At 65.1% G+C, this 17,171-nt stretch carries 13 protein-coding genes; 9 read left to right on the top strand and 4 right to left on the bottom strand.

Annotated elements, in window-relative coordinates:
• The first annotated feature begins 2 nt into the window (after positions 1–2).
• Together ACVOLL_RS18715 and ACVOLL_RS18710 are read left to right on the top strand one after the other, a co-directional pair.
• Positions 3–2,663, top strand: coding sequence for an ATP-binding protein (locus tag ACVOLL_RS18715; protein WP_481514261.1), 2,661 nt, complete (start codon positions 3–5; stop codon positions 2,661–2,663).
• Positions 2,653–3,363 carry a response regulator transcription factor gene (locus ACVOLL_RS18710; protein WP_481514260.1) on the top strand — a complete coding sequence of 237 codons (711 nt, stop codon included), beginning with the start codon at positions 2,653–2,655 and terminating at the stop codon, positions 3,361–3,363. The genes ACVOLL_RS18715 and ACVOLL_RS18710 overlap by 11 nt, the downstream gene beginning before the upstream one ends.
• A gap of 439 nt (positions 3,364–3,802) precedes the next feature.
• Here ACVOLL_RS18710 and ACVOLL_RS18705 read toward each other — a convergent pair whose 3' ends face one another.
• The 3 genes from ACVOLL_RS18705 to coaBC are packed head-to-tail and all read right to left on the bottom strand — an operon-like array spanning position 3,803 to position 7,875.
• Positions 3,803–6,154 carry a phosphomannomutase/phosphoglucomutase gene (locus ACVOLL_RS18705; protein ID WP_481514259.1) on the bottom strand — a complete coding sequence of 784 codons (2,352 nt, stop codon included), beginning with the start codon at positions 6,152–6,154 and terminating at the stop codon, positions 3,803–3,805.
• 15 nt (positions 6,155–6,169) lie between these two features.
• Positions 6,170–6,637 carry a dUTP diphosphatase gene (gene dut, locus ACVOLL_RS18700; RefSeq protein ID WP_481514258.1) on the bottom strand — a complete coding sequence of 156 codons (468 nt, stop codon included), beginning with the start codon at positions 6,635–6,637 and terminating at the stop codon, positions 6,170–6,172.
• On the bottom strand, positions 6,634–7,875 hold the full coding sequence (gene coaBC, locus ACVOLL_RS18695) for a bifunctional phosphopantothenoylcysteine decarboxylase/phosphopantothenate--cysteine ligase CoaBC (RefSeq protein WP_481514257.1): 1,242 nt from the start codon (positions 7,873–7,875) through the stop codon (positions 6,634–6,636). The genes dut and coaBC overlap by 4 nt, the downstream gene beginning before the upstream one ends.
• 97 nt (positions 7,876–7,972) lie before the next feature.
• Here coaBC and radC point away from each other — a divergent pair, with 97 nt between their 5' ends.
• The 5 genes from radC to ACVOLL_RS18670 all read left to right on the top strand — a co-directional run bounded on the left by radC (position 7,973) and on the right by ACVOLL_RS18670 (position 13,078).
• Positions 7,973–8,647 carry a RadC family protein gene (gene radC, locus ACVOLL_RS18690; protein WP_481514273.1) on the top strand — a complete coding sequence of 225 codons (675 nt, stop codon included), beginning with the start codon at positions 7,973–7,975 and terminating at the stop codon, positions 8,645–8,647.
• A gap of 195 nt (positions 8,648–8,842) precedes the next feature.
• A complete protein-coding gene (gene argS, locus ACVOLL_RS18685; protein WP_481514256.1) occupies positions 8,843–10,531 on the top strand; it encodes an arginine--tRNA ligase in 1,689 nt (562 codons plus the stop codon).
• 21 nt (positions 10,532–10,552) lie between these two features.
• A complete protein-coding gene (locus ACVOLL_RS18680) occupies positions 10,553–11,431 on the top strand; it encodes an SPOR domain-containing protein (protein ID WP_481514255.1) in 879 nt (292 codons plus the stop codon).
• A gap of 468 nt (positions 11,432–11,899) precedes the next feature.
• Entirely contained in the window at positions 11,900–12,070 is a 171-nt protein-coding gene (locus ACVOLL_RS18675; RefSeq protein ID WP_481514254.1) for a hypothetical protein, read from the top strand.
• 258 nt (positions 12,071–12,328) lie between these two features.
• Positions 12,329–13,078: an SDR family NAD(P)-dependent oxidoreductase gene (locus tag ACVOLL_RS18670; protein ID WP_481514253.1), complete on the top strand. Its 750-nt coding sequence runs from the start codon at positions 12,329–12,331 to the stop codon at positions 13,076–13,078.
• Positions 13,079–13,164: 86 nt separating this feature from the next.
• Here ACVOLL_RS18670 and speA read toward each other — a convergent pair whose 3' ends face one another.
• Positions 13,165–15,054, bottom strand: coding sequence for an arginine decarboxylase (speA, locus tag ACVOLL_RS18665; RefSeq protein WP_481514252.1), 1,890 nt, complete (start codon positions 15,052–15,054; stop codon positions 13,165–13,167).
• Positions 15,055–15,288: 234 nt separating this feature from the next.
• Here speA and speE point away from each other — a divergent pair, with 234 nt between their 5' ends.
• Both speE and ACVOLL_RS18655 read left to right on the top strand, forming a co-directional pair.
• Entirely contained in the window at positions 15,289–16,146 is an 858-nt protein-coding gene (gene speE / locus ACVOLL_RS18660) for a polyamine aminopropyltransferase (protein WP_481514251.1), read from the top strand.
• Between the two features lie 272 nt (positions 16,147–16,418).
• Positions 16,419–17,075 carry an RIO1 family regulatory kinase/ATPase domain-containing protein gene (locus ACVOLL_RS18655; protein WP_481514250.1) on the top strand — a complete coding sequence of 219 codons (657 nt, stop codon included), beginning with the start codon at positions 16,419–16,421 and terminating at the stop codon, positions 17,073–17,075.
• The last annotated feature ends 96 nt before the right edge of the window (positions 17,076–17,171 follow it).

The following is a 17,171-nucleotide window of genomic DNA, read 5'->3' as shown; positions in this document are numbered from 1 at the left end:
TCATGAACGACTCCCGTAGCCGCCAGGCCGATGCCTTGGCCGAGGCCCTGCAACGCGACGCCGGCGGCAAGCTGACCGTTTTCCTCGGCGCTGCGCCGGGTGTTGGCAAGACCTTCAGCATGCTTACCCGCGCCCAGGAACAACTGCGGCGCGGGGTGGATGTAATGGCGGCCGTGGTTGAAACCCACGGCCGCAGCGATACCGCAGCCCTGCTCGACGGCCTGCCGCGTATCGCCTTGAGTGCAGTGGAGTACCACGGCCATCAGCTGCAGGAGATGGATCTGGATGCGGTGCTGGCGCGCAAGCCGGCGCTGGTGCTGGTGGATGAGCTGGCCCACCGCAATGCCCCTGGCAGCCGTCACGAACGTCGCTGGCAGGATGTGATGGAACTGCTTGATGCCGGTATCGACGTGTGGACCACGATCAACATCCAGCATCTGGAAAGCCTCAACGATGTGGTCATGCGCATCACCGGTGTGCGCGTCAGCGAGACCGTGCCCGACGTGGTATTCGACCGCCTGCACGACATCGTGCTGGTTGATCTGCCGCCGCGCGAACTGATCGAACGCCTGCAGCAAGGCAAGGTCTACGTGCCCGAGCAGGCAGCGCAGGCACTGCAGGCATTCTTCTCGCCGGCCAACCTCACCGCCTTGCGGGAACTGGCAATGCAGGAAGCCGCCGACCGTGTCGACAGCAGTCTGCGCGAGACCCGCGCCGCACGCGGCGAAGGCAATCTGCCGCTGCGGCGGCGAGTGGTGGTCGCCATTGATGGCGGCGGCCAGAGCGAATATCTGGTGCGGGTGGCGCGGCGCATCGCCGAGCGCCGCGATGCGCCATGGACGGTGGTGACCGTGCAGCACCGTCGCCACGACGAGGCTACCCGCCGCGAGATCGACGATGCGTTCGCGCTGGCACGGCGGTTGGGCGGTGATGCCGAACTGCTGCACGGGCCGGGCATCGCCGATGCGCTGCTCGACTACGCCGCGCACAACGCGGTGTCGTCACTGGTGCTGGGCCGCACCCGCGAACGACCGCTGGCGCGGCTGTTCAACCAGACTTTGACCCAGCAGTTGATCCAGCGCGGCGCGCACTACGAAATCACCATCATCAGCACGCCGCAGGCACGCGCCAACGCGCGTCGCTTCGGCCTGTCGCTTGCTCCGGACAGCTGGGGCAAGGATGCGCTGACGGCGGTGTTGGCCACCGCCGGCGCCTGCCTGGCCGCCTGGCTGGGCGAACACTGGATAGGCCTGAGCGATCTGGCGATGGTGTTCATCGTCGCGGTGGTGCTGGTGGCTGCACGCACCCGCATGAGTGCGGCGGTGCTGGCGGCGACGCTGTGCTTCCTCGCATACAACTTCTTCTTCATCGCACCGCGCTTCACCTTTGCGATCAGCGCGCGGCAAGGCGTGATCACCGTCTTCCTGTTTCTCGCCGCCGCATTGGTTGCAGGCCGCTTGGCATCGCGCCTGCGCATGCAGGTGGTGGCGCTGCGTGCCGCCAATCGCCATGCCAATGTGCGGCAAACACTTGGCCGGCAACTGGTCGGTGCCACCGACAATGCCCAGGTTGGTCATGCCGGTCGCGTCGCACTGGAACAAGCGCTGGATGCACCAGCGTGGGTGCGCTTGGGCGATGACATCAGCACCAGCGGCACCGCTGCACCGGGTGACACCGACCTGGCCGCGGCCGATTGGGCGCTGCGCCATGGTCAGCCAGCCGGTCGCTTCACCGATACGCTGGCCGGCGCCGGCTGGTGGTTCCTGCCGCTGCTTGACGGCGAAGCGCACGCAATCGGCGTGGCCGGCCTGCGCTTTGACCATCAACATCCACGGCTGGCGCCGGAGCAACGCCAGCTGGTGGAAGCGATGGCCGACGATATCGCCCAGGCCGCATTGCGCACGCGACTGGTGGCCGATCTGGAAACCGCACACCTGCACAATGAAACCGAGCGGCTTCGGTCTGCCCTGTTGTCCTCGGTGTCGCATGACCTGCGCTCGCCGCTTGCCGCGATGATCGGTTCGGCCGACAGCCTGTCCAACTACGCCGATGCGATGGATGCCAGCGACCGCCGCGCCCTGCTCGATACCATCGTGGTCGAGGGTGAACGGCTGGACCGCTATATCCAGAACCTGCTGGATATGACCCGGCTCGGCCATGACGGGCTCAAGCTCAACCGCGACTGGATCGGTGTGGACGAGCTGATCGGCTCGGCCGCGCGCCGCCTGCAACGCTACCAACCGGGCGTTCGTCTGCAGCTGGACATCCCGGCGGACATGGCACCGATCTGGGTGCATCCGGCGCTGGTCGAGCAGGCGGTGTTCAACGTGATGGAAAACGCCGCCAAGTTCTCGCCACCCGGCGTGCCGGTGGAAGTACGCGCTCGCCAGCAGGCCAACGAGCTGCGCATCGAGGTGATCGACGCCGGCCCGGGCATTCCCGATGCTGAGCGTTCGCGCATCTTCGACATGTTCTACAGCGTGGAACGCGGCGACCGCGGCCGCCAGGGCACCGGTCTGGGCCTGACCATCTGCCAGGGCATGATCGGCGCGCACGGTGGCAGCGTTGAAGCGCTGCCGGGACGTGACGGACGCGGTACCCTGATCCGTATGACCCTGCCCCTGCTCCAACCGCACCCAGAGAGCCCGCACGATGATGGCTGAAGCACCGGCCATTCCACCGCCGCGCGTACTGGTGGTCGACGACGAAGTACAGATCCGGCGCTTTCTGGATATCTCACTGCGTGCGCAAGGCTATGCGGTCAGCCAGGCCGCCAACGGCGCCGAAGGCCTGCAGCGGCTGGCCGAGGATGGCGCCGACCTGGTGGTGCTGGATATCGGCCTGCCCGACATGGAGGGCCACGATGTGCTGGCCGAGCTGCGGCAATGGAGCCAGGTGCCGGTGATCATGCTCAGCGTGCGTGCCGGCGAAGCCGAGAAGGTGCGCGCCTTGGACAACGGCGCCAACGACTATGTGACCAAACCGTTCGGCACCCAGGAGTTGATGGCGCGGGTGCGTGCCTTGTTGCGTAGTCGCAGCACCGACAGCGAAGGTCAGGTGCCGGTGTTTGACGACGGCCGCCTGCATATCGACCTCTCGCGCCGCGATGTGCGCGTGGATGGCGAGGCGATTGCACTGACCCGCAAGGAGTACGCGCTGCTGGCGTTGTTGCTGCGCAATGCCGGGCGGGTGGTGACCCAGCCGCAGATCCTGCAGGAAATCTGGGGGCCAACGCATCGGCATGACACGCATTACCTGCGCATCCTGGTAGGGCGGCTGCGGCACAAGCTCGGCGATTCGGCGCTGGAGTCGCGCTATCTGTTTACCGAACCGGGGGTTGGTTTGCGGTTTGGCGGGGCATAAATTGATGCGAGGCTATTGTGGTTGGGTTTGTGGGAGCGGTGTAAGCCGCGAAGCTACTAAAACAACAGACCCTCATTGATCAAAGATTGCAGGCTGTTTGACGCTGAAGCTGCAACAGCTTCGCGGCTGACGCCGCTCCCACAAGCCAGCGCAAGCGAAGGCAAGAGCAACGACAACGGCAACCCCTCCCCAACCCTCCCCTTGGCTACGCCAAAGGGAGGGGGCGGTGTGCGCGCAGCCTGTCAGATCGAAGCGAAACCGCTTGTCTCCCTCCCTTTGGCGTAGCCAAGGGGAGGGTTGGGGAGGGGTGCTTTTCGCAGCAATCCAAAGCTCCCAGCAAAACCACCATGCAGGAAAGCAACACGCGAAAATCAAAGCCCACGAAAGCAAAAAGCCGCCCGCGCAGCACGCGGACGGCTTTTTTCAAAACAAGAACCGATCAGAACCCGAGTTCAGTCCCCGCCGGCAACACCTGCAACAGCTGCTCGCGGAACACACCCTTGATCCGCTCCAGCGCCACTTCATCATTGGCCTCGAAGCGCAGCACCAGCACCGGCGTGGTGTTGGAGGCACGCACCAGCCCCCAGCCATCGCTGAAGTCGGCACGCAGGCCATCAATCGTCGAAATGCGCGCGCCAACGAACGGCGAGTCCTCCACCTGCGCTGCAGCCACGATCAAGGCCACCTGCGCATGCTGGGTGCCTTCTTCCACCGCCACCTTCAACTCCGGCGTGGAGATCGCATCCGGCAACTCGTTCAGTACTTCGGACGGTTCTTCATCACGCTGCGCCAGAATCTCCAGCAGGCGTGCCGCCGCGTACAGGCCATCATCAAAGCCGTACCAGCGTTCCTTGAAGAAGAAGTGGCCGCTCATCTCACCGGCCAGCTCGGCATCGGTCTCGCGCATCTTGGCCTTGACCAGCGAATGCCCGGTCTTCCACATCATCGGGCTGCCGCCGTTGCGCAGAATGTAGTCCGACAACTTGCCGGTGCATTTGACGTCGTAGATGACCATCGCGCCGGGGTTGCGCGCCAGCACATCAGCGGCGAACAGCATCAGCAGGCGGTCGGCAAAAATGATCTTGCCGTCCTTGGTGACCACGCCCAGGCGGTCTCCATCGCCATCAAAGGCCACGCCAAGGTCGGCGTCGAAACGCTTGACCATCTGCACCAGGTCTTCGAGGTTGTGCGGGTCGCTGGGGTCTGGATGGTGGTTGGGGAAGTTGCCGTCCACCTCGCAGTACAGCGGAATCACCTCGGCACCAATGGCTTCCAGCAACTGCGGCGCCACCGCACCAGCAACGCCGTTGCCGGCATCGGCAACGATCTTGAGCGGACGGTCCAGCTGCACGTCATCGGCGATGCGTTGCACGTAGTCGTCGATAACCTCGCGCTGCTGCAGGCTGCCTTCGCTGTCTGCATGCTGCAGACGGCCTTCCTGGATGCGCTTGTACAAATCGGTGATGGCATCGCCGGACAGCGTCTCGCCACCGATGACGATCTTGAAGCCGTTATAGTCCGGCGGGTTGTGGCTGCCGGTAACCGCCACACAGCTGCCAGCACGCAGGTGATAACTGGCGAAATACACCACCGGCGTCGGTGCCATGCCGATATCGATCACATCGCAGCCAGCGCGGCGCAGGCCGGTGATCAAGGCATCGGCCAGCTCAGGCCCGGACAGACGACCATCGCGGCCCACCACCACATCGCGCAGGCCCTGTGCCTGCATTTCGCTGCCGATGGCCTGACCGATCAGCGTGGCCACATTGGCATTCAATTCGGTGCCAAGCACACCACGAATGTCATAGGCACGGAAGATAACCGGCAGTACCGCGTCCGTACCCGGCTCGGGGCGCGCTTGTGGCGCATCGCCAGCACGCGCATTGGCCGCGACCGGCAGGGGCTGCGGGTCCTGTTCCAGCGCTTCCTGCAAGGTCGGACCACCATCGTCGACTTGCGCGGTGTTCTTGCGCAGAGCCGGCAGGTTCATCAGACGCTTGCGGCCCAACAGCAGCAGCAACGCAGTGATCAGCAGCAACAACGCCACGATGGCACTGGCAATCACCCCAAGGCCCATCGCACCAGTGCTGGCGTCCGGCAGCTCGGCCACAACGCGCAGGCCGGTGTCGCCAACCGGGCGCGCCAGTGCATCGGCACTGTTACCTAGATTGGTCGCCCCCTTCTGGACAACGGTGAAGCTGCCCTGGCGCAGCCCGAGGAAGGCGCTGTTCGGCGAATCGATGCCATCGAACACGGAGGTCAGCCGGGTCAGCGGCTGACGGATGTAGACCACCGCCGGCTTGCCCTGCAGCAGCACCGGTGCGGCCAGTCCCAGGCGCGGGCTGCCGCCATCGCGGACCACCAGCGCCACCGGCTGACCGGTGGCCATGGCCTGTTCCAGCAGTGCCAGTCGCGAGTAGCCAAACCCCGCTGGATCGGCATAGGCCTCGGCCAAGCTGGCGTCGAGAACCTGCGCATCTTCCACACCATTCCATTTGTCTCGTACCGCCAAGGCGACGGCGGCTGCATCGCCGCTGGCCAGCGCGGCCTTGACCGGCTCCAGCGCCAGCTGCTTGCCGAACTGCGCGGTCTGTGCGGTCAATGCCTGCTGCACGCCGGCAACGGCCTGATCGCGGGATTGTTCAAGCCCGGCACTGGTACCGGACTGCATCCATTGATCTACCGCGCTCCAGCCGAACCAGCCGGCCAACAGCAGCAGCAGCACCGCCAGCAGTGGCGTTGATCGACCCAGCGCAGGACGTGGCCGCCCGCTCTCGTTGCCTTGGCTCATCGTGCGTTCCCCCTGTCAGCGCACCCCGGTGTGGCCGAATCCACCCGTTCCACGTGCACTGTCGATGAAAGTATCTACTACCTGCAACGTTACGCGTGCAATCGGCATCACCACCAACTGCGCGATACGGTCGCCCGGCTCGATGGTGAAGGCGTCGCGGCCGCGGTTCCATACGCTGATCAGCAACGGCCCCTGGTAGTCGGCATCGATCAAGCCGGTGCCGTTTCCCAACACGATACCGTGGCGGTGACCCAGCCCCGAACGCGGCAGAACCACCGCGCACAGGCCCGGATCGGCGATATGGATCGCGATGCCGCTGGGCAGCAACGCCGCACCACCCGGCTCCAGCGTCAAAGGCGCTTCGGTCGCCGCGCGCAGGTCCATGCCGGCACTGGCCTCGGTGGCGTAAGCCGGCAGCGGCCAGCTGTCGCCGAAGCGCGGGTCCAGCAACTTCACCTGCAAGGGCTGCAGTTCATTACTCATGCGTCCAACCTCTCGGCAATCAAATCCAGCAATTGTTCGGCCAGCTGGGTCTTGGCGGTGCCCGGGAACTCGCGCAGACCGCCGTTCCAGTAGGCCACGGCCGCGTTCTGGTCACTCTCAAAACCATTGCCGGCAATGCCGACCTGGTTGGCGATGATCAGGTCCAGATGTTTGTCGGCCAGCTTGCCGCGCGCGTACTTCTCCACATCGTGGGTTTCAGCGGCGAAGCCCACCACCAGCTTCAAGGCCTGCTCGTGCACCGCCACTTCCGCCAGGATGTCGGCGGTACGCACCAGTTCCAACGTAAGCGTCTGGGTGCCGGCGGTCTTCTTCAGCTTCTGCGGCGAGACCTGACGTGGCGTGTAATCGGCCACGGCGGCCGCACCGATGTAGATGTCGGCCGGCAAGGCGCCGAGTACGGCCTCGCGCATCTGCGCGGCCGAGCGCACGTCGATGCGCTGCACGCCGGCCGGCGTGGCCAGCTGCACCGGGCCACTGACCAGCACCACCTGCGCGCCCTGACGGGCGGCAGCGGCGGCCAGGGCGTAGCCCATCTTGCCGCTACTGCGATTGCCGACATAGCGCACCGGGTCCAGATCTTCATAGGTGGGACCGGCGCTGATCAGCACGCGCATGCCGTTCAGGCGGCCCGGCTTGGCCGGGGCCTGTGGTGCAACATCGCCGGCAAGCGCAGCGATGATGGTCGGTGCTTCACTGACCCGACCGGGGCCGGATTCGCCCTCGGCCAGCGGGCCGTCTTCTGGCCCGATCACCTGCACGCCGCGCTCGCGCATCAGCGCCATGTTGGCCTGGGTGGCCGGGTGCAGCCACATGCGGTGATTCATTGCCGGGCACACGGTCAGCGGCGCGGTACTGGCCAGGCATAGCGTGGTCACCAGGTCGTCGGCATTGCCGTGCGCCAGCCGCGCCAGCAGGTCGGCAGTGGCCGGGGCGATGAGGATGCGGTCGGCCCAGCGCGCCAGTTCGATATGGCCCATGGCCTGTTCGGCGGCGCTGTCCCACAGCGTGGTGCGGGTGGGATGGCCGGACAGCGCCTGGAAACTCAGAGGAGTGACGAACTGCTGCGCACCAGCCGTCATCGCCACCTGCACGGTGGCGCCGGCATCACGCAGCCGACGCACCAGCTCCAGCGACTTGTACGCAGCGATGCCGCCGCCTACGCATAGCAGCAGCTTCTGTCCTTCCAAGGGGCGGGAAGTGGGGGAAACGGCGGTCACGGATGGGGATTCCTAGGTACAGAAGAAGGGTTAGCTTAACCGAAGGCTTTGTTACGCCTGATCCAGTTTTTAGCAAATGGCGGTGAATCTGCCACTCATGCATATCCGTGATTGGCCCCGCGCTGAACGCCCGCGCGAAAAATTACTGGCACGTGGTGCGGCCGCACTTTCCGATGCTGAACTGCTGGCGATTTTCCTCGGCTCGGGCCTGCGCGGGCGTGATGCGGTGCAGACCGCGCGCGAACTGCTGCAGGGGCATGGCCCGCTGCGGGCGCTGCTGGACCGCAGTGCGCCGCAACTGGCCACGTTGCCCGGGCTGGGCCCGGCCCGCGCCTGCCAGCTCTGCGCCGCGCTGGAACTGGGCCGGCGCCATCTGGCCGCCGGGCTGGAACGTGGCGATGCACTGACCGACCCAGCCGCCGCCGGCCGCTACTTCGCCCAGCGCCTGCGCCACCGGTCGCAGGAGGTGTTCGCGGCGTTGTTCCTGGACAACCGCCATCGGGCTTTGGCCTTTGAAGAGTTATCCACAGGGACGGTAGACAGCGCCGAGGTACATCCGCGTGAAGTCGTCCGCCAGGCCTTGGCGCACAACGCTGCGGCGGTGATCGTCGGCCACAACCATCCGTCCGGGAATCCTGAGCCCTCGGCGGCCGACCGCGCCATCACCACGCGCCTGCAGCAGGCCTTGGCGCTGGTGGACATCCGCCTGCTCGACCATTTCGTGATCGGCGACGGCGCGCCGGTGTCGCTGGCTGCACGTGGCTGGGTCTGAGCGGGCCAGCCTGAACCGCGCCGCCCACATTCCGCCCTCAGGATTCGCCCTACAGCGCACGGGATGCCCTGCGCCCGCTGGCCGCCGCCGCCTTTCCGTTTTTTTGACATTGCTGACCCCTGCGGGCAGCTCGCAGGCGGCCGTGACGCAGGTCAGGTAAAATGGTCAGTTCCGCGCTTCAAGCAGAATAGTCACGTGAAAGCCCAACTCCGCGCCCTCATCGGCCAAGGCATCGAAGCCTTGCGCGCCAACGGCACTTTGCCTGCCGACACCCTGCCGCCGGATTTCGTGGTCGAACGACCCAAGACCCGCGAACACGGTGATTTCGCCACCAACGCCGCCATGCTGCTGGCCAAGGCCGCGCGCAGCAATCCGCGCGCCGTTGCGCAGGCGCTGCTTGCCGCGTTGCCGGCCAGCGATGACATCGTCAATGTCGAGATCGCCGGCCCTGGCTTCATCAATTTCAAACTCTCGCCGGTGGCCTACCAGCGCGAAGTGGTCAGCGTGCTAAAGGAAGCCGAAGACTACGGCCGCAACCTGAGCGGCAACGGCCGCAGCGTCGGCGTCGAGTACGTGTCGGCCAACCCGACCGGTCCGCTGCATGTCGGCCATGGCCGCGCTGGTGTGATCGGCGACTGCATCGCCCGCGTGCTGGAAGTCAATGGTTGGAATGCCAAGCGCGAGTTCTATTACAACGACGCCGGCGTGCAGATCGAAAACCTGGCCAAGTCGGTGCAGGCACGTGCGCGCGGCTTCAAGCCGGGCGACGAGCAGTGGCCGGCCGAAGCCTATAACGGCGAATACATCGGCGACGTGGCCAAGGCCTACCTGCTGGGTGAGACGGTGGACCTGGAAGGCAGCCAGATCGTCGGCGCCAAGGATGCCGAGAACCTGGAGGAAGTTCGCCGCTTCGCCGTTGCCTACCTGCGCAACGAGCAGAACCTGGACCTGGCCGCGTTCGGCGTGGATTTCGACATCTACTTCCTGGAAAGTTCGCTGTACAAGGACGGCAAGGTTGCCGAAACCGTGCAGCAGCTGATCAGCTCCGGCCACACCTACGAGGAAGGTGGCGCGCTGTGGCTGCGCTCCACCGACTTTGGTGACGACAAGGACCGCGTGATGCGCAAGTCCGACGGCACCTACACCTACTTCCTGCCGGACGTGGCCTACCACCTGAGCAAGTGGCAGCGCGGTTACGAACGCGCCATCACCGAGCTCGGTGCCGACCACCACGGCTCGCTGGCGCGTGTGCGCGCCGGCCTGCAGGCGCTGGACCTGGGCATTCCCAAGGGCTGGCCGGAATACGTGCTGCACCAGATGGTGACGGTGATGCGCGGCGGGGAAGAAGTGAAGCTGTCCAAGCGTGCCGGCAGCTACCTGACCCTGCGTGATCTGATCGAGGAAGTGGGCAGCGATGCGGTACGTTGGTTCCTGATCGCGCGCAAGCCCGATTCGCAGCTGACCTTCGACATTGACCTGGCCCGTCAGCAGAGCAGCGACAACCCGGTGTTCTACGTGCAGTACGCGCATGCCCGCGTCTGCTCGCTGCTGCGTCAGGCGCAGGAGAAGGGCCTGGACTACAAGCAGGCCGAAGGTCTGACTGCGCTGTCACGTCTGGGCGACGACGCCTCGCTGGAGCTGATGAACGAAATCTCGCGTTACCCGGAAGTGGTGGAAGCGGCTGGCATCGCGCTGGAACCGCATCAGGTCGCGCAGTACCTGCGTGAATTGGCACATGCTTTCCACACCTGGTATCACGGCACCCCCGTGCTGGTGGATGATGCAGCCGAGCGCAACGCCAAGCTCACCTTGGCCAGCGCCGCACGGCAGACCCTGGCCAATGGCCTGAACATCCTGGGCGTCAGTGCCCCGGAAAAGATGTAAACACCTGGAGACGCAGTAGACATGGCAGCACGACGCGGCAAAACCCAAGCCCGACGCAACAACGACAATGGCACGCCCGGCTGGGTGTGGCTGGTTGCTGGCGTGGCGATTGCGGCGGTGGTGTTCCTGGCGGCGCCCAACCTGTTCAAGAAGGACGGTGACGGTTTTCTGCGCGTAGGCCCGCAACCCAACCCGGACGCGCAGCCGGCGCCGGTTGCTGATGCCGACGTCGACGCCGGGGTGGAATCGAACAAGCCAGCCACGCCTGCCGGTGCCAAACCGGAGGAAAAGCCAGCCACCCAGTACGACTTCTACACCCTGCTGCCAGGCACCGAAGTACAGATGTCCGATGCCGAGTTGGCCGCCAGTGCCAAGGCTGAGGAACAGCGCCGCGCGGCTGCAGCGCGCGCGACTGCCGCCGCAACGCCGGCCACCCCGCCGACCGATGCCCAGCGTGCGCAGGCTGCGTTGGAAGGGCGTCCGTTGCCGGCACCGGTAAGCGAGGCCGCTCGCCAGCCGGCACCGATCAGTGAAGCGGCAGCGCGGCCGGCACAGGTTGCCAGCGTTGCCCCGGCAGCTGCGGCCACTCCCAAGCCGGCGCCTGCAGTGGCAACTCCTGCTCCGGCTGCGACGGTTGCAACAGCCGCGCCTGCAGCAGCGACCGAGAACGTGCGCTACATCCTGCAGGCAGGTGCATTTGGCGCTTCGGGTGATGCCGAGTCGACCAAGGCCAAGCTGGCGATGATGGGTTTGGCAGCGCGCGTGGAATCGGCGCAGATCAACGGCAACACCGTGTACCGCGTGCGCATGGGTCCGTATGGCACCGCCAGTGAGTTGGCTGAAGCCAAGGCCAAGCTCAACGGTACCGGTTTGCAGGCGATGGCGATCAAGGCGCAGTGAAGTCGCCTACGGCGGCTTCACCCCAAAGTTTGTGAAGCAAACTTTGGGCTCCGTGCCCGTTACACCCACAATCCCGCGCCTGTCGGCGCGCCCCCTTTACTAAAGGGGGGGGACTGTTGCGACTGACAGATCGCTCGAAGAGCCCTCCGAACATTCAGGCCCTGACATCGCTTCGGTGTTGGGGCTTTTTGTTTATGCCGCTGTAGCCAGGGTAAGCGCAGCGCACCCAGGGCTTTGAGTACGCGCCAGCTCGAAATTCGATCCTTTCTGCGGCGTTGATTTACCCGCAAAGAGCACCCCTCCCCAACCCTCCCCTGCGCCTGCGGCGCAAGGGAGGGGGCCTGGAGCGGGGGCGCTGCGACCTGTCAGATCACGGGCTAGACGGCAGCTGCTGGACTCAGTTGCTTCCGGCTAAATCTCCGATTACTTTCCGGCTTCTTGGCAACTCAACTCTGGGGAGGAGGTCTTATGTCCGGCAAGAAGATTTCGGGTTTGATCGGGATGGTGGTGGGGGCAGCGTGGTTTGCGATGAATGTCCGCCATTTCGCTGAGCAAGGGTTCGTCGCAATTGCAATGCCACTGCTTATTTTTGTGCTCGGCCTGGTGTACTTCCTCAGGGCGCGCAGCCCGTCTGCGTAACCGCGGGACAGCCATCGGCCTCAAGCGATAGATAGTCCGACCAACTTGGCCTAGCAACGAAGAGCGTGGCGACTTCAGCGTCGCTGTTGCTGCTGCTTTAGCCCTTCTCCCGCCTGCGGGAGAAGGGTTGGGATGAGGGCAGCTTTGGCTTTTCGGTTGTCTTGGCTTTTGACGTTGGTCACCGCTTTTCACCCTCAGCCATACCCCCACCCGCCCCACAGTGCGAAAATCCTAGTCCCCTGCCCCAAGGATTCCGCAATGTCCAAGACCGCTCTGATCACCGGCGCCACGTCCGGCTTCGGCGCCGCCGCTGTCCGTCGCTTCGTTGCTGCGGGCTGGAAAGTGATCGCTACCGGTCGTCGTGCCGAGCGCCTGCAGCCGCTGGTGGAAGAATTCGGCGCCGACAAGATCCACGCCGCCGCCTTCGACATCCGCGATGCCGCCGCAATGGAAGCTGCTCTGGCCGCCCTGCCACCCGCCTTCCGCGACATCGACCTGCTGGTCAACAACGCAGGTCTCGCCCAAGGCACCGCCGCTGCCCAGCACGCCAGCCTGGAAGATTGGCGCACGATGATCGACACCAACATCACCGCGCTGGTCACGTTGACCCATCACCTGCTGCCCAAGCTGGTAGAACGCCGTGGCGCGATCATCAACATCAGCTCCACCGCCGCGCTGTACCCGTACCCGGGTGGCAATGCCTATGGCGGCACCAAGGCCTTCGTCAGCCAGTTCTCGCTGGGCCTGCGCTCGGACCTGCACGGTACCGGCGTACGCGTGACCGCGATCGAGCCGGGCATGGCAGAAACCGAATTCACCCTGGTGCGTACGCATGGCAATCAGGCCGCATCCGATCAGCTGTACGGCGGCGCCAGCCCGATGACCGCCGAAGACATCGCCGAGCAGATCTTCTGGGTGGCAACGCTGCCTGCACACTTGAACGTCAACCGCATCGAGTTGATGCCGGTGAGTCAGTCGTTTGCTGGGTTTCAGGTGTTTCGGGGGTAAGTCGGGGTTGCTTGCTTAGAAGCTTCCCCTCACCCCAACCCCTCTCCCGCAAGCGGGAGAGGGGCTTTTAGATCTCGCTTGCTTTGTCAGGCCAGCGGTTCGTCTGACAGGTAGGTGTAACCGGTCAGGCCGGCTTCCAACGCTGCGTCCAACTCTGCGGCGCGTTCGGCCGACAGCTGTGCATCAGCCACGCGCTTGCGATACGAGGCGCGCAGGTCGTCCAGGCTGTAGCCCACGTAATCCAACATCACGTCGGTGGTATCGCCGCGACGTTGCTGGGTGATCACGTAACCATCGTCATCCACCACTACTTCCACCGCATCGGTATCACCGAACAGGTTGTGGATGTCGCCGAGGATTTCCTGATAGGCGCCAACCAGGAAGAAGCCGATGCGGTAGCTCTCGCCATGACGCACGGCGTGCAGCGGCAGCGAGCTGTCCAGGCTTTCGTTCTCGACGTAGGTCTTGACCATGCCATCGGAATCGCAGGTCATGTCGGCGATCACGCCGCGACGCTCGGGGCGCTCGTTCAAGCGCTCGATCGGCACGATCGGGAATACCTGGTCGATTGCCCATGCATCCGGGATCGATTCGAACACGCTGAAGTTGACGAAGTACTTGTCGACCAGGCGGTCATTCAATTCATCCAGCGCCGGGCGATGGCTCTTCTCGTCATAGCTCAGGCGCGCACGCACGCCGTTGGCGATGGCGTAGAACAGGTCGTCGATGCGCGCACGCTGCGGCAAGTCGATCTGGCCCAGTGCATAGGCACTCAGCCCTTCGGCATGGAAATGCTGGGCTTCCTGGAACAGTTCCACCGCCGGGCGCTGGTCGAGCTCCTCGTGGATCTCGCGCAGGTGGCGGATCGCTGCCGGCTCGTCGTCATGCGCTTCCGGCACGCGGCCTTCGGCGGCCTGCTCGACTTCGGAGACGTTGGCGATGAGCACGGCGTGGTGCGCGGTCATTGCGCGGCCACACTCGGTGATGATGCGCGGCGGGGTCAGGCCATGCGCCTCGCAGGCCTCGGCCAACGGCTGCACGATGTTGCTGGCGTAAGCGTTGAGGCCGTAGTTGATCGAGCAGTAGCTGCGCGAACGGGTGCCTTCGTAATCGATGCCCAGGCCGCCGCCGACATCGACGTGGCTGATCCTGGCGCCCAGCTGCGACAGCTCGACGAAGTAACGGGTGGCCTCGCGCATGCCGTTGGCGATGTCGCGCACATTGCTGATCTGGCTGCCCATGTGGAAATGCAGCAGGTTCAGGCAATCGGCGTACTCGGTGTCACGCAGCGCCTTCCACAGGTCCAGCAGCTGACGCGGGGACAGGCCGAACTTGGCCTTGTCGCCGCCGCTGTTCTGCCATTTGCCGGCGCCCAGCGAGGCCAGACGCATGCGCACGCCCAGGCCCGGCTTCACGTCCAGTGCCTTGGATTCCTCCAGCACCAGCTTCAGCTCGGACGGCTTCTCGATGACGATATAGGTCTGCAGGCCGAGCTTGCGGCCGATCAGGGCCAGGCGGATGTACTCGCGGTCCTTGTAGCCGTTGCAGACGATCAGCCCGCCCGGCCGGCTCAGCGCCAGCACCGCCATCAGCTCCGGCTTGGAGCCGGCTTCCAGGCCGAAGCCCTCACCGTGGTGACTGGCCAGGGTGCCGGCCACGCCACGGTGCTGGTTCACCTTGATCGGGTAGACCGCGGTGTAGCCGCCGGCGTAGTCCCAGTCGGACTGGGCCTGGGCGAACGCCGCCTGCAGCTTGCCCAGGCGCTGGCCGAGGATGTCCGGGAAGCGCACCAGCAACGGCAGTTTGGCGCCGGCGGCACGCGCCGAATCGACAATCTGCGGCAACGACACCGCCGCGCCTTCGGCGCCAACGGGACGGACCACCAGGTGGCCTGCGGTATCGACGTCGAAATACCCGTCGGACCAGTGCGGAATCGAATAGGTCTTGCGGGCCTGTTCGAGGGACCAATCGCTCATCGGCGTAGCAACTCTCAGCTGTGGATAAATAAGGACGCGCATTCTAACGCTAGCGGGGCAAGGGTCCGTTACAATCCGCGCCCTCACTACCTCCCCTCTCCCCTCGGGAGAGGGGTCGGGGGTGAGGGCAAGCGTGAAACCTGACTGTGACAGGCTTCGCCCTTACCCTCATCCGCCCCTTCGGGCCACTTTCTCCCTCTGGGAGAAGGACGGCCCCAACATCCAGGAAACATCATGACCTCCAACGAAAACTGGTTCATCGAACACTTCCAGCCGACCGGTTCGGCTATTGGTTTCCGCATCACCGGCAAGCTGGACGAGGTGCAGTCGCCGTTCCAGAAGATCGAGATCTACGACAGCACCGACTGGGGCAAGTTGATGGTCATCGACGGCGCCATGATGCTGACCACCAAGGACAATTTCTTCTACCACGAGATGATCAGCCACCCGGTGCTGTTCACCCACCCGGCGCCCAAGCGCGTGGTGATCATCGGCGGCGGCGACTGCGGCACCCTGCGCGAGGTGCTCAAGCACCCGGGCGTGGAAAGCGCCACCCAGTGCGACATCGACGAGCAGGTCACCCGCATGGCCGAGAAGTACTTCCCGGAACTGTGCGAATCCAACGGTGACGTGCGCGCCGAGCTGCTGTTCGATGACGGCGTGGCGTACATGGCCAACTGCGCCCCGGGCAGCGTGGACGTGGTGATCGTCGACTCGACCGACCCGGTTGGCCCGGCCGAAGGCCTGTTCAACAAGTCCTTCTTCGAGAGCTGCTTCCGCGCCCTGAAGGACGACGGCCTGCTGGTGCAGCAGAGCGAGTCCCCGCTGGCCCTGCTGGAGCTGATCAAGGACATGCGTTCGGAAATGGGCAAGGCCGGCTTCCAGTCGTTCAAGACCCTGCCGTTCCCGCAGCCGTGCTACCCGACCGGCTGGTGGTCGGTGACGGTGGCCAGCAAGCAGGCCGGTTTCGGCTTCGGCTTCCGCGAGGCCGACTCGGCCGCCAAGCCGTTCGACACCCTGTACTACACCGCGCCGCTGCACACCGGTGCGCTGATCAGCCCGCCGTTCGTGGCCAAGGCACTGGGCGAATAAGCCCCCTGCCAGCGCCGTGAACCGAACCCCGCGCCCGCAACGGCGCGGGGTTTTTCGTTCAGGCCCCGGCGCGGTGCACACGCCCCCAGCGGTGACAACTGTGTGATCGCAACAATCATTTCCGTCACAAGATTCCTACATTTTTTTTACATTCAGCAATTCATGGACTGTGCAGTTTTATAATTACCGCACATCCCCCGCCCGCCTCCGGGCACGTTAGACCGGCTTTGCAAGACGCTTTCCGCGCCGTTGCCCGCGTCAGGAAGGTTTGCATGAACACATTGCCCAATTTCGACGGCGAACACGTCGTTGTTCCCGACAGCCAGTTGCTCAAGCGCGGCGAACGCCTGCTCGAGCCTGACGTCTACCGCACCGAACTGGACGGCCGCCCGGCCGTGGTCAAGGACTATCGCCGCTACCGCGGCACGCCGCTGTCGCCGGTGGCACGCCTGCTGGTGCACCGCGAAGCCAAGGTGCTCAAACGCCTGCAGGGCTGGAAGCACGCACCGGCGCTGCTGGGCACCCTGGGCGGCTTGGCATTGGGCATGGAATTCATCCCCGGCGATACCTTGAGCGCCGGCGTGCAGGGCGTGAGCCAGGAAGTATTTGATCAGCTGCAGACCGCGCTGAGCCGCCTGCATGCGGCCGGCATCACCCATAACGACCTGCACGGCACCAATGTGGTGGTCAGCGCCGGCGTGCCGGTATTGCTGGACTTCACCTCGGCACTGCGGGCGCCGCGCTGGCTGCGCAACTGGCCGATCTTCCGCCAGCTGCGCCGCAGCGACATGAAGAACCTGGTGAAGATGCGCCAGCGTCTGACCGGAATGAAGCCCTCTGCCGAACAGGCCGCAGCGCTGGCCGAACCGGGCTGGGTGCAGGCGGTGCGCAATGCGTGGAAGCGACTGTATCGATGGATCAAAGGCTAAAGCCTACCCCTCCCCAGCCCGCCCCCGGGGGGGGGCCCCCGGGGGGGGGGGGGCGGCCGGGGGCCCGCCCCTGTGGGGCGCCGGGGGCGGGGGGGG

The sequence above is a fragment of the Stenotrophomonas sp. STEN035 genome (genome assembly GCF_056759935.1).
Note: the sequence above shows the minus strand (reverse complement) of the source record. Positions and strands in the feature narration are given on the sequence as shown.

Bases quoted from the DNA above. Each gene is read 5' to 3' on its own strand.
- ACVOLL_RS18715 (WP_481514261.1), top strand. From the start codon at position 3: ATGAACGACTCCCGTAGCCGCCAGGCCGATGCCTTGGCCGAGGCCCTG.
- ACVOLL_RS18710 (WP_481514260.1), top strand. From the start codon at position 2,653: ATGATGGCTGAAGCACCGGCCATTCCACCGCCGCGCGTACTGGTGGTC.
- ACVOLL_RS18705 (WP_481514259.1), bottom strand. From the start codon at position 6,154: ATGAGCCAAGGCAACGAGAGCGGGCGGCCACGTCCTGCGCTGGGTCGA.
- dut (WP_481514258.1), bottom strand. From the start codon at position 6,637: ATGAGTAATGAACTGCAGCCCTTGCAGGTGAAGTTGCTGGACCCGCGC.
- radC (WP_481514273.1), top strand. From the start codon at position 7,973: ATGCATATCCGTGATTGGCCCCGCGCTGAACGCCCGCGCGAAAAATTA.
- ACVOLL_RS18680 (WP_481514255.1), top strand. From the start codon at position 10,553: ATGGCAGCACGACGCGGCAAAACCCAAGCCCGACGCAACAACGACAAT.
- ACVOLL_RS18675 (WP_481514254.1), top strand. From the start codon at position 11,900: ATGTCCGGCAAGAAGATTTCGGGTTTGATCGGGATGGTGGTGGGGGCA.
- ACVOLL_RS18670 (WP_481514253.1), top strand. From the start codon at position 12,329: ATGTCCAAGACCGCTCTGATCACCGGCGCCACGTCCGGCTTCGGCGCC.
- speA (WP_481514252.1), bottom strand. From the start codon at position 15,054: ATGAGCGATTGGTCCCTCGAACAGGCCCGCAAGACCTATTCGATTCCG.
- speE (WP_481514251.1), top strand. From the start codon at position 15,289: ATGACCTCCAACGAAAACTGGTTCATCGAACACTTCCAGCCGACCGGT.
- ACVOLL_RS18655 (WP_481514250.1), top strand. From the start codon at position 16,419: ATGAACACATTGCCCAATTTCGACGGCGAACACGTCGTTGTTCCCGAC.